Origin of the sequence: uncultured Brachyspira sp. (genome assembly GCF_910588665.1) — a bacterium.
Classification (GTDB): Bacteria; Spirochaetota; Brachyspiria; order Brachyspirales; family Brachyspiraceae; genus Brachyspira.
Map to the genome: position 1 here is coordinate 110,329 of NZ_CAJUPR010000008.1, position 14,849 is coordinate 125,177.

A 14,849-nucleotide genomic window follows, 5' to 3' on the forward strand; every position below is an offset into this window, starting at 1 on the left:
TTTTTATTTGCCGTTTTTAACTCTTATCATCAGCCATCCAAGTACGGAGCAGCTGTGCAACATCCTCAGGTCTTTCATGGCTTACTCTCATAACCTCATCCATAAGTTTCTTGCGGGCGGCATCTTCCAAGCTCATCTCGCTTATAGGCTCCTCATTTGCATTCATCATAGCCTGTCTGCGCATTTCCATTTGCTTACGCTCAAGCTCTTCCTCTCTAAGTCTTCTTCTTCTGGCAAGCTCTTTCTGTATGGCTCTTATCGCCAATGCCAAAACGAATAATATAAGCAGAGAAATCATTGTTATTATTAATGTCTTTCTTATAAATCTGTCGCGCATAAGCCTAGCATCTTCTGCATCAAATCTATCCCAATGGTCAAACTGAATATGCGTTACGCTCACCTGATCTCCTCTTTTCAAATCGTATCCTATAGCCGCCTGCACCAAAGACATAACATTTCTTATCTCTTCAGCTGTAACAGGGTGATATTCTCTTACATAACTGCTTCCATTGGTTATTATAGGGTCTCCGTTTGGATCATAAGCCTTAGTCCATCTTCCGTCTAAAGCTACTGCAGCGGATATTTTTCCTATTTGATAGCTTCCTTTTTTAATAGCCTCGTATCTTTTGCTTAATTCATAATTATCCTGAGAATCGGTTTTGGTATATGTCTGCCATCTGTCGCTTTTATCCTTATATCCCGGAGGAACATTTTCTTCAGCTCCAGCAGCGCCCTGAGGTATAAATTGCTGTCCTTTCCAATCTTCAGTTACGGTGCGGCTTGATACCTGAACTTTATTAGTAATCTGACTGTCATCATAAGGAGTTGTAGGATCATCTTCTTTAAGTATTATCGGGAGAACTAAATTATTTGTTATGCTGATGTCATCCCATACAAGTTCTAATGCTATTGTTGTTTCCACTCTGTTTGTATATATTCTTCCTAATGTCTGTCTTATTTTATTTTCTATCTTTTTTCTTTCTCTGTCAACTATTTTTAACTCTTCCTGAGCAACTTTTAATTTTAAGTTAGCAGCTTCATCTGTAAAATCTGTCAATACATATCCTGTACTGTCGGTAATTGTTACAAATTCGGGTTTCAATTTATCAACTCCCATAGCTATTAACTGCTGCAAGCCTCTGACTGTTTTAGGGTCTCTTAAAATATCCTCTTTAAAAGGCCGAGCTCTTATAACCACAGATGCAGTAACTGGAGAATCTATATCTGTTAAATATTCTTTCTTAGGAAAAGCTAAATCAACTGTAGCCTCCTGCACAAAATCTAATTTTGTTAAAAGCTGAGTAATAGCTTTAGTTAAGGATCTTCTTTTATTTATATCAAGCTCAGCATCTGTAATACCTATACGAGGTGCATTAAATAATTCCCAGCCATCAACTTCCGTAGGCATTCTTCCTTCTTTTACCAATTCTAATTCTGCTTTTGCTTTATCAGCTTCACTGTTTAATGTAATAAAGCCGTTTCTATATTGGTATCTTATATTATTAGCGTCTAAAACCGCTATAACATTTCTTGCATCTTCCTGAGTCAGTGCCTGCTGAAACAATAATGTGCCTGTTTTTTTTGATGTAAGCATTATTGTAGCAACTATTGCGCCTAGTCCTATTACTAAAATACCTATTAATATAGATTTTTGCAATGCCGTTGTTTTAGAAAAAATATTTTTTATCTGACTTATTAATTTATTTATAAAGTCCTGCATTAGAAACCACCTAATAAAAGTTATCTTTAAAATTTATCGGATATAGTTATGTTTACTTTATAAAAAAATTATGTTTATTTATTAATTTACATAACTATTTTTTATTTTTATGAATATTAGTTTACATAATTATTTTTGTCAACAAGCAGACATAATATTTTTTAAATTTATAAAGGACTTTTTAATATTTTTTTTATAAAATTAAAGACAATATATAGGCAATGATACTATTTAACATTTTTTATGAAATTTTCAACCAAATTCAAAGCAAATGAGACGCTTTGCTCTCTTATTTCGTCTCTGCTTCCTAAAAATATGTTTTTATAAGCTTTAACATATCCCTGAGCACAGATACATATCCATACAAGTCCTACAGGTTTTTCTACGCTTCCTCCCATAGGTCCTGCTATTCCGCTTATTGATACAGATATATCGCTTTTCATTATTTTCCTGCTGTTTTCAGACATTTCTATAACGCATTCTTTGCTGACGGCTCCGAAGTTTTTCAAAGTTTCTTCTCTCACATTTATAATTCTATTTTTAACTTCATTTGAATAAGTTACAAAAGAGCCTCCGAAACATTCAGACGAGCCCGATACAGATGTTATATAAGCAGAGAACAAACCTCCAGTGCATGATTCTGCAGATGTTATTTTAAGATTCCTAGAAATTAAAAGCCTGACAACTTCTTTAGATTTTTCTTTTAATTTACTGTTATTCATAAAAACACTCTTAAAATATTTATAATAATTATATATAAAAATAATATAAAATAATTTCAAAACTATATATTTTAATTAACTTTTATAAAAACTTTTTATTTCATCGGAAACCGCTTCAATATCTGAAGCTGTTATCCTTCTATGCTCTTCTCTTCTAAACCATGTAAGCTGTCTTTTAGCAAAATTTCTAGTTCGTTTTTTTATAAGCTCAACAGTATTTTCCAAGCTCATAGAATTATTAATCAGATAATCATAAATCTCTTTATAGCCTATAGCCTGCATAGATGTATGGCTGCTGTTAATACCCATATCTATAAGTTTTTTCACCTCATTAAGCAATCCGTTTTCAAACATTAAATCAACTCTTTTATTAATATTATTATAAAGAGTCTCTCTTTCAATATCGATTATATAACTTAAATAATCCAAATCAACGGGAGGCTTCCGCTGTTTTTTTAATTCGGAGATTTTTTTTCCAGTGATATAATAAACCTCAAGCGCTCTTACAACTCTTCTTATATTAAATCTATCTATATTGCCTGCAGCTTCCTCATCAATATTTATAAGCTCAAAATATAAACTTTCAAGTCCGTATTTATCCGCTCTATCATAAAGCTCTTTTCTGATTTTTTTAGAAGCTTCCTGATTATCATTATCTTCATAAAAAATACCATACTTTACGGCATCTATATAAAAACCTGTGCCCCCAACCCCGAATATAGGAGTATTATCCGTATTATTAATTACATCTTTAAATATATCAAGATAATACTTTATATTAAAATCAGTATTGGGATCAAGTATGCTGACCATCTTATAATTATATTTATTTATCTCTTCTATAGAGGGCTTTGCAGAACCTATATCCATATATCTGTAAACCTGCATTGAATCTATGGATATTATGGCTGCATTATTAAAATATTTATCTATTAACTCATGTACGAAACGGCTTTTACCAGAAGCTGTGGCTCCTGATATAAATACTATTTTTTTCACTTTATTTATTCATCTTTTTTCTTGGAAGCCCTTTTTTTACTTATAGATTTATCATCATCTTCAGAATAATCATCATAATCGTATTCCAAATCATCCATATCTGAAGCCTCATATTCAGAATCTTCCTCATATTCCTGAGAATCATAATGAGAAATATATTCATTTTCATCATAAGAATATTCGTAATGCTTAAAAGGTGCTTCTTCATCTATAGTCATATCAACACCTTTTTCATATTCATACTTAATTTTTCCGTCAAGTATATTTTTCATAACAGTAGGTATATATTTTCCTCCCCTATATTTAGTTTCACCTTTAAGAATAACAGCGCCGTTTTTGGCTAATTCCATCATCGCTTTGCTTAATTCATAACGATTGCCTTTATATTCTATAAGTTTCTCTAACGGTATTATACCCATATCAATAAACTCCATATATTTTAATTTTATAATTTTAAATTGACAGCTTCCTCTAATTTTTTATAAGCTTCTTCAATATCATCATTTTCTATAATAGTGTCAAACTGATCTTTATATTCTAATTCTCTTTTGGCATTCCAAAGTCTTAATTTAATACTCTCTTCCGTTTCTGTACCCCTATCCTCAAGCCTTTTTTTCAGAATTTCCATAGACGGAGGACTTATAAATATATAATTGGCATCTATACCATTATTTTTTATATATAAAGCTCCTTGAATATCTATATCAAGTATTAATATTTTATTCTCATCATCAGCTTTTTCTAATTCTTTAAAAGAAGTTCCGTAATAATTATCATGAACTAAAGCCCATTCTATAAACTCTCCGTCTGATATCATCTGCTCAAACTTTTCTTTATCCACAAAGTAATAATCTCTGCCGTCAATCTCTCCAACTCTTTTATCTCTTGTAGTATAAGAAACGCTGAAAGAGGCATTATTATGATTGTCCATATATTTTTTTATTAATGTAGTCTTGCCTGCAGCTGAAGGAGCTGTAATAACAATGATATTACTCATAATGCACCAAATATAGAATTGCATACTATTATACAATATTGATAAAAATATTTCAAGTTTTAATATATAAAAATTAAATAAAAAATATATCAGCTTAAATATTATTTAACTATAAAAACCTGCAGTTTGTTAATTAAAAAAAATTTATTTCCGCATAAAGAAGTTATATTAATTGATATTTATTTGTTTTGATGTATAATAATTTAAGCTAAAAAGAACAAGGAGTAAATTATGTCGGATATCAGAGTTCGTTTCGCTCCATCTCCAACAGGTTTTTTACATATAGGAAATGCCAGAACAGCATTATTTAACTGGCTTTACGCAAAAGCTGTAAAAGGAAAATTAATTCTGAGAATTGAAGACACGGATCAGGAAAGAAGCACTAAAGAAGCGGTTGACATGGCTATAAAATCATTAAAATGGCTTGGTATAGATTGGGACGAAGGTCCTGAAGCAGACGGAGATTACGGTCCGTATTTTCAATCTGAAAGACTAGATATATATAAAAAATATACAGAAAAACTTATGGATGAGGGAAAAGCATATTATTGTTTTTGTACTTCGGAGGAATTGGAAAAGAAATCTAATATGCAGAGAACTCTTAATCAGCCTATTATATATGACGGTAAATGCAAAAATATTTCTTTAGAGAAAGCTAAAAAGAGGGTTTCAAACGGAGAACCTGCTAAAATCAGATTCAGAGTGCCTAAAGGACAAATTATCACTTTTAAAGATCATGTAAGAGGGATTGTAAAGACAAGCAGCGATGAAATAGGTGATATTATTATTGTAAGAGAAAACGGATTTCCGACCTATAATTATGCTGTTGTTATAGACGATATGCTTATGAAAATTTCGCATGTTATAAGAGGAGAAGATCATATATCCAATACTCCGAAACAGATACTCATTTATGAAGCATTAGGCGCTCAAGCTCCCGAATTTGCCCATACCTCATCAATACTTGGAAATGACAGAAAAAAACTGTCAAAAAGACATGGAGCTGCTACTTTGATGGAGTATAAAGAAGAAGGTTTTCTTCCGCAGGCTATGAGAAACTTTTTAGCTTTGCTCGGCTGGACTCATCCTGAAGCTATGGAAGCTATGATTGATGATGATATGATTAAAGCATTTAAATTAGACCGTTTTTCTAAAAGCCCCGCTATTTTTGATACCGCTAAATTAAGACATTTGAATGCTTGGCATATTAAAAATACAGATTTAGATGAAATAACTAAATTTTTTATACCGTATTTGATTAATGAAGGTTTTTTAAAAGAAAATTATACTGAAAATGAATATGATTGGGCTAAAAAACTTGTATCTGTTATAAGGCATAATTGTGTTGTTTTATCTGACATTGTAAAATACGTTCCAGTATTCTTTGAAAATGATTTTGAACTTACCGATGAGATGAAAGAGCTTGTAAGCAAAGAAGAAAGCAGAAAACTTCTTAAGTTTATAAAAAATGATATAGAAAACAATGATAAAATAACAGATGAATATATGAAAGCATTAATTAAAAAAGCTCAGAAAGAAACAGGTCTGAAAGGTCCTAATTTATATCATCCGATACGATATGTATTGACAGGAAGCGCTGCAGGAAGCGAATTATCTCATATATGCGAACTTTTAGGAAAGAAAAATGTTCTTTACAGACTGTCTAAACACATCTAATAAATAACTGGGGTAAAATATGATTAATGGTAAATCTTTAATACTTGCTGTAGATGATGAAGAGCCTATAAGAAACTTAATAAAATATACTTTTGAGCCTTATGAACTTGAAGTTGTTACTGCAGAAAACGGAAAATCGGCAATAACCATACTGGAACATAATCCTGTTGATGTTATTATAACAGATCTGCTTATGCCTTCTATGACTGGACTTGCTCTTATAAGAGAGATGAAGAAAAGAAAAAGCCAAATACCTATTATAATAATTACAGCTTACGGAAATACTGAAATGGTAAAAGAAATAATTGATGAAGATGTATTCAGACTTATAGAAAAACCGCTTGACTTTGATGTGCTGGTTCCAATAGTACAGGAAGCCATAGAATATAAAAATAAACAAAAAAACAGATGATATTAAAACAGCAAAAGGCTTAAGTATCATTAAAAATACTTAAGTCTTTTAAAATATAAAAGCATAATGTTTAAAATCATTAATTTTTATATTATTAAGATTAAATCATAAAAATTGCGAGCTTCAGACATTCATAAAAATGACAGAGGTTTTAAGCGGACAATTTTTATTAACAGCAATAAAAAAATAATTAATTTATAATACTTTCTACTTTATCGCCTGCTTTTTCTAATGTCTCAGCTGCTTTGCTTCCTGTCTCTTTTATCTTATTTTCTGCTTTACTGCCTGACTCTTTTATTTTATTGCCTGCTTTATCAACTGCATTTTCAATACTGTTGGAAGTTTTATCTGCCTTATTTTTTATTTTATCTTTCTCGCAGGATACAAAAACAAATAATAATAATGTAAAACCGATAAAAATAATTTTTTTCATATAATTTTCCTCCTAAAATAAAATACTCTAATAATTAAATAATATAAAATTAACTAATGAATTATTATATATATTTAAAAAAGATTATAACAGATAAATGTAAAATATTTTATATTAAATATCCTCTGCTTTTTTCTAAAACTTCGGCATATTTTTTTACACCAGTATTAACATTCATAAAGGACTTATCATAACCGAAAGCTCTAAGTTTTTTTAAATCCGCCTGAGTATATTTTTGATATTTACCTTTTAAAGCATTTGGAAATTCTATATACTCTATTTCAGAAGAATTATAAACTTCTTTTAAAGTATTGGCTATCTCTGCAAAACTCTCGGCATTTCCTGTGCCGCAGTTAAATATTCCTGATTTATTCTCATTTTCAAAAAAGAAATTATTAACCGAAACAACATCGTCTATATGTATAAAATCTCTCAGAAAACTTTCGCTTCCTTCAAATATTTTCATTTTCTCACCTGCTTTTATCTGATTAAATAAATGAAAAGCCACAGATGCCATTCTTCCTTTATGATTTTCCTGTGGACCATATACATTAAAATATCTAAGTCCTACCACCTGACTTGAAACTCTATTTTCTTTGAATAATTTATTTAAATATCTGTCGAATTGATATTTTGAAAAAGCATATACATTCAAAGGATATTCATTTTTTTCACTTTCTTCAAATCCGTTTTCTCCTCCTCCATATACGGAAGCGCTTGATGCATAGAAAAGCCTTATTTTTTTATTTAGGCATACATGAAGAATATTTTTAGTATACTCATAATTATTTTTCATCATATATTTGCCGTCAGTCTCCATCGTATCTGAACAAGCTCCCTGATGAAATATTGCCTCCACTTTATTATTATCTGTAAATGAAGTTAAATAATCTAAATCAAAATCTTCTTTGTCAATATAGTCTTCAAACTTAATTCTATTTAAATTTTTATGTTTTAAAGAATTTTTTAAATTATCAACTATTAGTATATCATCAATACCTAAATTGTTTAATCCTCTAACTATATTTGAACCTATAAATCCGGCTCCTCCAGTTACTATAATCATATTAAAACTCCCATAATAATCATTGAAATTAACCATTAATTTTTTTTATAATATTAGTAGTAGAATATCCGTCCACAAAATCTATTATCACAGTCTCTTTTGAAAACTCCCTTCCAACAACATCTTCAGTTTTATAATCACCGCCTTTAGCCAATATATCAGGTTTTAATGCTTTTATAAGTTCAAACGGCGTGTCTTCATCAAATATGCATATATAATCAATACATTCCAAAGCAGAGAGAACTGCTGCCCTATCATTCTCGTTATTTATAGGTCTGTCATTTCCTTTTAAGCGCTTAACAGAGCTGTCGCTATTAAGTCCTAAAATAAGAAAATCGCCAAGCTCTCTTGACTTCTGCAAATATTCTACATGTCCTCTATGAAGAATATCAAAACATCCGTTTGTAAATACTATTTTTTTATTTTCTTTTTTTAATGTATCTAATACATTGTTTAATTCTATTATATTTAATATCTTTTTTAACATATATCTCATTTTTTTATTATTAATATATATAATAAATTATAGCATATAAAATATTAATAACAAGAATAAAAATAAAATCAGTAAATGAGGATTATATTTTTTTGATTTTTATATTCTAAATAGGAAATGAACTCTATATGATAGGTATCTGCAAACATATCTATAATATTTAAATCCAATAATTTATAATAATCTTTTAATAAATTAATATCCCGTGCAAAAGTCATAGGGTCGCATGATATATATATTATTTTTTCAGGCTTAATCCTTATTATCTCTTTTACTATTTTTTTATCAATACCTTCTCTGGGAGGATCCAATATCAAAACATCAATATCATAATAAATATTTTTCAATGTTGTTAAAGCATCTTCATTTATAATATTAAAGCCGTATTTATTTGCTGCAAATACAGAATCTCTATTTATCTCTGAAGAAATAAATTTATAATCTTTACCAAAGCTTTTTATTTTATTTTCTACAGCGGCGGTAAAAAATCCGCTTCCTGAATAGAGCTCTATTACTGTATTATCGCTATGAGTTAAATATTTTACAGCCTCATCTTGAAATTCATTTAATAAATATAAATTGCCTTGAAAAAATGTTTTATGCCCAATACCAATATCGCCATGCTTAGTTTTATAAAACATATATAAATCTCCGTATCTTTTCACAGTTTTATTATGTTTTATGCTGATGCCGTCAAAATATTTATAGAAGGACTTTATATTTATTTTTTTATCAGATTGAACAAATGCAAAAGCATTGCTGTTATTGTTTTCTATAGCATAAACATTTCCAGTTAGATTATTTTCATATACAAAATCTTTTATTTTTTTAAATAGGCTCTCTTTCAGAATAATACATTCATCTATAGAAATAAAATCATTAGTTTTAAACTTAAAAAATCCAGACTTTCCCTTAAAAGCCGCCATATTAACTCTAAGTCTGTAATTATAATTTTTATTATAAATAATTTTTATGCCGCTTTTATAATCAATATTTCTGACAGCATTTGCAGCTATATTATGTTTTATATAAAGCTGCTTATTATAATCAATATGATTAAATAAACAGCCCCCGCAAATACCTGCATATCTGCATTTTGGAGTTATTCTATAAGGCGACGCTTCAATTATTTTATTTACAGATGCATAAGAAAATCTGCTACTTTCTTTAATTACAGTTATATCTAATATGTCTCCCTCAACGCTATAGGGAATAAATATAACTTTACCTTTATCATCTTTTGCAACACCGTATCCGCTGTAGGCGGTATCTATAATTTTAACTTCCATAAAAAACAATCAGCATAAATCTTTATTTATTCAATATATAAACCATTTAATATAAATATTATTATAGAGCATTATTTAAATATTTAATAATATTTTCAGCAATATATACGGCATCTTCTTCATTCAATGTACTGTATAAAGGCAGCGTTATTTGATTTTTATACATATTGAAGGCATTTTTATAATTATCAATATTATATCCTAAATCAATATAAGCCTTATGTGCGGGAAGAGGCAGATAATGAACATTTAATATTATTCCTATTTCGGACATTCTGTCTATAAGCAAATCTCTCTCGTCTTCTTCATAATCTTTTATTCTTATCAAATAAAGATGATAAGACGATTCGCTTAAATCATTTTTAAAACTTGGAAGTATTATTCTTTTATTTTCAGATAGAATATCATTATAAACTTCAGCTATTTTTTTTCTGTTATTAAGCATTAAGTTATATCTTTTAAGCTGCGATAATCCGATAGCTGCATGCAAATCGCTCATATTAGATTTATATCCTGGCAATTCTATACTATATTTCCAAGCTTCTTTACCGCCCTTGCTCTTATCCAAAGCGCTTTTATTTTGTCCATGCAATGATAATATAGAAAACTCTTTATATATTTCATCAGCATCGATATTGCCGATATCATTAAAAGACAAAGCACCTCCCTCTGCAGTTGTGATATTTTTTACGGCATGAAAAGAAAAAGAAGATATATCAGCCTGAGAACCTGCTCTTTTGCCTTTATATACGGCTCCTATGGAATGCGCCGCATCAAGTAAAAATAATGCTCTTTTTAATTCCTTTTGATATTTATTTTCTGAAGCATTAAATAATTTTTTTTTGCTTTCAAGTATTTTTATAACAGCATCATAATCGCAGGGATTTCCTCCTATATCTACAGCAATAACAGCTTTAGTTTTATTTGTTACAGCTCTCTCTAATTTTTTTAAATCTATATTAAAATTATTCATATCATCGGAAGAATCTATAAATACTATCTTAGCTCCAAGATGAGCCGCCACATTGGCAGTTGAGGCATAAGTATATGCAGGTACTATTACCTCATCTCCATCGCATACCCCGAATATTTTTAAAGCCAATTCCATAGCGGAGGTTGCGCTGGAAAATAATTTTACTCTTTTTACATTTATATATTTGCAAAGCTCTTCTTCAAACTTTTTATTTACATTTCCTGTAGTAATCCAGCCTGATTTCATAACTTTTACTACAGCTTCAATCTCATTATCAGTTATATCCGGCGGAGAAAAAGGTATTAATTTATCCATAAATTATTCCTTAAGCAATATATTCTTTTAATTTTAAATAATTAAAAGTTATGTTTACTAGATAACAAATATATAATATATAAAAAATAAATCAATAAAAATTTTGAAAAATGAATGCCTATATACTTATAAGCAGTCAGTTAATATTTTCTGAATTATAATCATTTTTTAATTTATTATAATTTTCCGTCATAATATTATACCAATAATCTAATTTTGCATTATCTCCGCCTTCTATTTTATTAAAGTAAAAAGGCTCTAAAAATCTAACCGTTATTTTTTTAAAAGGATTTATTATAATACAATTAGCCCTCATAATATCTTTTGTGCCATATATAACAACTGGCAAAATCTGTATATCAGGGCATCTTTCAGCTATTTTCAATATTCCTCTTTTAGGTTTTTTTATATCTCCAGAAATACTTCTGGTTCCCTCAGGATAAATAACAATACTTGTATTATTTTTTAATCTCTCTTCCATATCATCTATAGACTTAACGGCTCCTGCAGTACCTCTCTTTACAAATATATAATCGGCAAGAGACATACCAAAACCGAATAAAGGAACTTTTCCGTAAGTGTCTTTTGATACAAAAGCATAAGATTTTTTAAATATACTCAAACAGGCAAATATATCAAAAGAACTTTGATGATTCGGCGCAAGCAAATAGGTTTTATCAGGATCATAGTTCTCCTTACCCTCTACATTAAAAGAAATAAAAGCCATTTTCATAAGCCCTCTTCCCCAAAATTTAGCCGTTGAATGCATTAAATATGATGCGTATTTTTTGGAAAATATCCTAATAAACGGATAAATACTGAATGAAACAATTATGCATAAGAATGTAAAAATAGTACCTGTCAAAAAATAAATAAAACTAAATAGTATCATACGATATAGTCTATTATAAAAATAAAAAATTATCAACATATAACTTGCTATATTAATAAGTGTTTGTTATAATGAAAAAATATTTTTTATTTAAGCCGATATAAACAGAATGAGCAATAATACAAAAAATCAAATAGGTATAATAGTTAATACTCTTAAAGGAGACCCAGTCTGCATTTTAAAAAAAATAAATAATATACTGAAAAAATACAGTATAGAAATTATAATTATAGATTATGACATATCATCTTACATGAATATAAAAAAAGCAGCTAAAGAATTAAAAGATGTATCCATGCTTATATCTATAGGAGGCGACGGCACATTATTGTCGGCTTTAAAAATAGCGGTAAAATACGATATCTCCGTTCTGCCTATATATAACGGAACATTGGGATTTATATCTGAAATTCCTCCGAATGAAGCATATTTAATATTAGAAGAATATTTTGAAGGCAAAAAAACTCTTTATGAAATAGAGCCAAGAACATTGCTGTCTGTAAATATATACTCAAAAGAAAAAAATACATGTAAAGAATATTTAGCAGTTAATGAACTTGTGCTTAGCAAATGCGACGGAAGAGCAATACATATAAACATTATAATATCAGAAAAATTAATATCATCAATAGTCGGAGACGGTGTTGTAATAGCCACTCCCACAGGATCAACCGCCTATGCTTTAAGCGCAGGGGGGCCCATACTCGCTCCCACTATAGATGCAATATCGTTTGTACCTATAGCACCGCATTCGCTGACATTCAGACCTCTTGTTATTCCTAAATGCGACAGTATAAAATTAGAATTGACAGAAAAATCTTTAAAAGCTATGATAAATATAGACGGCTATGATATATGTCAGTTCAAAAATGAAGACAAAATAAAAGCATCTATAAGCAATAAAAGCTGCTATATATTTCAAAGTGCGGACAGACTATTTTATGATATACTTAGAAACAAACTTAATTGGGGTAGATAATGCTTAAATATCTTGAGATAAGAAATTTTGTTTTGATAGATAAATTAAAAATAAACTTCAGCGACGGTTTTAATGTTCTTACAGGAGAAACAGGAGCAGGAAAGAGTATTATAATAAGCGCTTTAGAACTCATTACAGGAGAAAAAGGATCTACAAGAATGGTAGGCGCTAACGGAGACAGGCTTATAGTTACTGGCAATTTCAGTCTTCAGTCATCATCTGCAATAGTAAAAAATAAATTAAAAGAATGGAATATAGAAATTAATAATAATGAGCTTACCATAAAAAGAGAAATAACTAAAGACGGAAAAAGCAAGTCTTTTATAAATAATGCAGGAGTAAAAGTAGCTGAATTAAAAGAGCTTGGAGATTTAATAGTAGATATACATGGTCAGCATGAACATCAATCACTATTTAACTCTGCAAATCATATAAACTTTTATGACAGTTATTTAAATATTGATGAAAAACTTGAAAATTATCAAAATCATTATAATAAGCTTATAAAATTAATAAAGCAGCATAATGAAATATATCAAAATAAAAACTCCATATTAAAAGAAAAATCATTTTTAGAATATGCAATAGATGAAATAGAAAAGGCAAAATTAAAACCAAACGAAGATGAAGAAATAAAGAATGATATTGCAATAATGTCAAATGCCGAAAGCATATCATCTTCTCTTTCTTCAATTAATAAAGATATATTCGGAAGCGAATCAGGAGCTTATATAAAATTAACCAGAAGCATAAGTGCATTGCAGTCGGTATCAAAATATGACGGAAGGATTTCAGACATTGCCTCCCGTATAGAAGAAGCAGCATTGAATCTTGAAGATATAAAAAGTATTTTAACTGAAATAAGAAGTAAAACAAAATTTGATCCCGAAGAATTACAGTCTCTTAATGAAAGACTTTTCTTTATTAATAATTTAAAAAAGAAATACGGAGCTAATATCAAGGAAATAATACTGTATGCAAAAGAATCTAAAGAAAAATTAGAATCTCTGAATTTTTCAGAGGAAGATATTGAAAACTTAAAAAAAGAAATAGAGGTTTTAAGAGAGAAAACCTCCCTATTGGCTAAAGAAATATCCGATATAAGACATAACAGAAAAGATGAATTTATAAAAGCAATAGAAAATGAAATGAATGATTTAGGAATGACAACTACAAAATTTGATGTTGAAATAACATTAGATGAAAATGATGACGGAATATTAAATATAGACGGCTCTAATATTAAAGCCGATGCTTTGGGAATAGATAATATAGAGTTTATAATAGCTCCGAATAAGCAGAGTATGTATCAGCCTCTTAGAAAGATTGCTTCAGGAGGAGAGATATCAAGAATTATGCTTTCATTAAAAAATGTGCTGTCTCTTGGCGATTATTCGGAAACATGCGTATTTGATGAAATAGATGTAGGAGTCGGGGGAAGAATAGCGGAGGTTATAGGAGAAAAAATAGCGGCTTTATCCGAAAGAAAACAGGTTTTAAGCGTTACGCATTTAGCCCAGATTGCAATATATGCCAATACTCATTTCAAAGTTACAAAAAATGAAGGCGAAGATACCGTTACTTCCACCATTGAAGAACTTGATGATAATATGAGGGTAAATGAAATAGCAAGAATGATAACAGGAAAAGAAATAACAGAGGCAAGTATTAAGCATGCAGAAGAATTGCTTAAGCATGCCAAATCATAAATACAAATATATTCATTGTTTTAATATTTTTAAATAAAAAAAGTATGCAATATATAAAGTTATTAAGCAAGGTATTGACAAATTTTTATAAATAAAATATAGTATTTCCATTATGAAAACTCAAAACTCAAAACTCAAAACTCAAAACTCAAAACTCAAAACTCAAAACT

The 14,849-nt window shown here is 29.3% G+C and carries 15 protein-coding genes; 4 read left to right on the top strand and 11 right to left on the bottom strand.

The annotated features are described in order from the left end of the window. Positions 1-16: 16 nt before the first annotated feature. The 5 genes from fliF to gmk all read right to left on the bottom strand — a co-directional run bounded on the left by fliF (position 17) and on the right by gmk (position 4,438). On the bottom strand, positions 17-1,720 hold the full coding sequence (fliF, locus tag QZ306_RS07565) for a flagellar basal-body MS-ring/collar protein FliF (protein ID WP_295162690.1): 1,704 nt from the start codon (positions 1,718-1,720) through the stop codon (positions 17-19). A gap of 227 nt (positions 1,721-1,947) precedes the next feature. Continuing rightward, the gene (locus tag QZ306_RS07570; protein ID WP_295162692.1) at positions 1,948-2,442 is read right to left on the bottom strand and encodes a CinA family protein; all 495 of its coding nucleotides are present in this window, start codon (positions 2,440-2,442) and stop codon (positions 1,948-1,950) included. Between the two features lie 75 nt (positions 2,443-2,517). Beyond that, positions 2,518-3,441, bottom strand: coding sequence for a tRNA (adenosine(37)-N6)-dimethylallyltransferase MiaA (gene miaA, locus QZ306_RS07575; protein WP_295162694.1), 924 nt, complete (start codon positions 3,439-3,441; stop codon positions 2,518-2,520). 5 nt (positions 3,442-3,446) lie between these two features. Next, complete coding sequence (locus tag QZ306_RS07580; RefSeq protein ID WP_295162695.1) at positions 3,447-3,860, bottom strand: hypothetical protein; 414 nt, start codon at positions 3,858-3,860, stop codon at positions 3,447-3,449. A gap of 26 nt (positions 3,861-3,886) precedes the next feature. Further along, the gene (gene gmk, locus QZ306_RS07585; protein WP_295162697.1) at positions 3,887-4,438 is read right to left on the bottom strand and encodes a guanylate kinase; all 552 of its coding nucleotides are present in this window, start codon (positions 4,436-4,438) and stop codon (positions 3,887-3,889) included. Positions 4,439-4,669: 231 nt separating this feature from the next. Here gmk and gltX point away from each other — a divergent pair, with 231 nt between their 5' ends. Together gltX and QZ306_RS07595 are read left to right on the top strand one after the other, a co-directional pair. Continuing rightward, on the top strand, positions 4,670-6,115 hold the full coding sequence (gene gltX, locus QZ306_RS07590; protein ID WP_295162699.1) for a glutamate--tRNA ligase: 1,446 nt from the start codon (positions 4,670-4,672) through the stop codon (positions 6,113-6,115). 19 nt (positions 6,116-6,134) lie between these two features. Then, positions 6,135-6,527 carry a response regulator gene (locus QZ306_RS07595; protein WP_295162701.1) on the top strand — a complete coding sequence of 131 codons (393 nt, stop codon included), beginning with the start codon at positions 6,135-6,137 and terminating at the stop codon, positions 6,525-6,527. 190 nt (positions 6,528-6,717) lie between these two features. Here the strand turns inward: QZ306_RS07595 and QZ306_RS07600 are convergent, their stop codons facing one another. The 6 genes from QZ306_RS07600 to QZ306_RS07625 form a co-directional block, all read right to left on the bottom strand. Beyond that, a complete protein-coding gene (locus QZ306_RS07600; RefSeq protein WP_295162703.1) occupies positions 6,718-6,960 on the bottom strand; it encodes a hypothetical protein in 243 nt (80 codons plus the stop codon). 109 nt (positions 6,961-7,069) lie between these two features. Beyond that, positions 7,070-8,026 carry an ADP-glyceromanno-heptose 6-epimerase gene (rfaD, locus tag QZ306_RS07605; RefSeq protein ID WP_295162705.1) on the bottom strand — a complete coding sequence of 319 codons (957 nt, stop codon included), beginning with the start codon at positions 8,024-8,026 and terminating at the stop codon, positions 7,070-7,072. A 28-nt stretch (positions 8,027-8,054) separates the two neighbouring features. Then, entirely contained in the window at positions 8,055-8,513 is a 459-nt protein-coding gene (gene rfaE2, locus QZ306_RS07610) for a D-glycero-beta-D-manno-heptose 1-phosphate adenylyltransferase (RefSeq protein ID WP_295162707.1), read from the bottom strand. Positions 8,514-8,590: 77 nt separating this feature from the next. Further along, the gene (locus QZ306_RS07615; protein ID WP_295162709.1) at positions 8,591-9,811 is read right to left on the bottom strand and encodes a class I SAM-dependent RNA methyltransferase; all 1,221 of its coding nucleotides are present in this window, start codon (positions 9,809-9,811) and stop codon (positions 8,591-8,593) included. Positions 9,812-9,872: 61 nt separating this feature from the next. After that, entirely contained in the window at positions 9,873-11,099 is a 1,227-nt protein-coding gene (locus QZ306_RS07620) for a DegT/DnrJ/EryC1/StrS aminotransferase family protein (protein ID WP_295162711.1), read from the bottom strand. Between the two features lie 136 nt (positions 11,100-11,235). Then, positions 11,236-11,991 (bottom strand): 1-acyl-sn-glycerol-3-phosphate acyltransferase, encoded by a 756-nt coding sequence (locus QZ306_RS07625; protein ID WP_295162713.1) that lies wholly within the window; start codon positions 11,989-11,991, stop codon positions 11,236-11,238. 109 nt (positions 11,992-12,100) lie between these two features. Here QZ306_RS07625 and QZ306_RS07630 point away from each other — a divergent pair, with 109 nt between their 5' ends. Together QZ306_RS07630 and recN are read left to right on the top strand one after the other, a co-directional pair. Further along, positions 12,101-12,970: an NAD(+)/NADH kinase gene (locus QZ306_RS07630; protein WP_295162715.1), complete on the top strand. Its 870-nt coding sequence runs from the start codon at positions 12,101-12,103 to the stop codon at positions 12,968-12,970. After that, on the top strand, positions 12,970-14,679 hold the full coding sequence (recN, locus tag QZ306_RS07635; protein WP_295162717.1) for a DNA repair protein RecN: 1,710 nt from the start codon (positions 12,970-12,972) through the stop codon (positions 14,677-14,679). Before QZ306_RS07630 ends, recN begins: the two co-directional genes overlap by 1 nt. Positions 14,680-14,849: the final 170 nt, after the last annotated feature.

Coding starts and splice junctions, on each gene's coding strand:
- fliF (WP_295162690.1), bottom strand. CDS start 1,720: ATGCAGGACTTTATAAATAAATTAATAAGTCAGATAAAAAATATTTTT.
- QZ306_RS07570 (WP_295162692.1), bottom strand. CDS start 2,442: ATGAATAACAGTAAATTAAAAGAAAAATCTAAAGAAGTTGTCAGGCTT.
- QZ306_RS07580 (WP_295162695.1), bottom strand. CDS start 3,860: ATGGGTATAATACCGTTAGAGAAACTTATAGAATATAAAGGCAATCGT.
- gmk (WP_295162697.1), bottom strand. CDS start 4,438: ATGAGTAATATCATTGTTATTACAGCTCCTTCAGCTGCAGGCAAGACT.
- gltX (WP_295162699.1), top strand. CDS start 4,670: ATGTCGGATATCAGAGTTCGTTTCGCTCCATCTCCAACAGGTTTTTTA.
- QZ306_RS07595 (WP_295162701.1), top strand. CDS start 6,135: ATGATTAATGGTAAATCTTTAATACTTGCTGTAGATGATGAAGAGCCT.
- QZ306_RS07600 (WP_295162703.1), bottom strand. CDS start 6,960: ATGAAAAAAATTATTTTTATCGGTTTTACATTATTATTATTTGTTTTT.
- rfaD (WP_295162705.1), bottom strand. CDS start 8,026: ATGATTATAGTAACTGGAGGAGCCGGATTTATAGGTTCAAATATAGTT.
- rfaE2 (WP_295162707.1), bottom strand. CDS start 8,513: ATGTTAAAAAAGATATTAAATATAATAGAATTAAACAATGTATTAGAT.
- QZ306_RS07615 (WP_295162709.1), bottom strand. CDS start 9,811: ATGGAAGTTAAAATTATAGATACCGCCTACAGCGGATACGGTGTTGCA.
- QZ306_RS07620 (WP_295162711.1), bottom strand. CDS start 11,099: ATGGATAAATTAATACCTTTTTCTCCGCCGGATATAACTGATAATGAG.
- QZ306_RS07625 (WP_295162713.1), bottom strand. CDS start 11,991: ATGATACTATTTAGTTTTATTTATTTTTTGACAGGTACTATTTTTACA.
- QZ306_RS07630 (WP_295162715.1), top strand. CDS start 12,101: ATGAGCAATAATACAAAAAATCAAATAGGTATAATAGTTAATACTCTT.
- recN (WP_295162717.1), top strand. CDS start 12,970: ATGCTTAAATATCTTGAGATAAGAAATTTTGTTTTGATAGATAAATTA.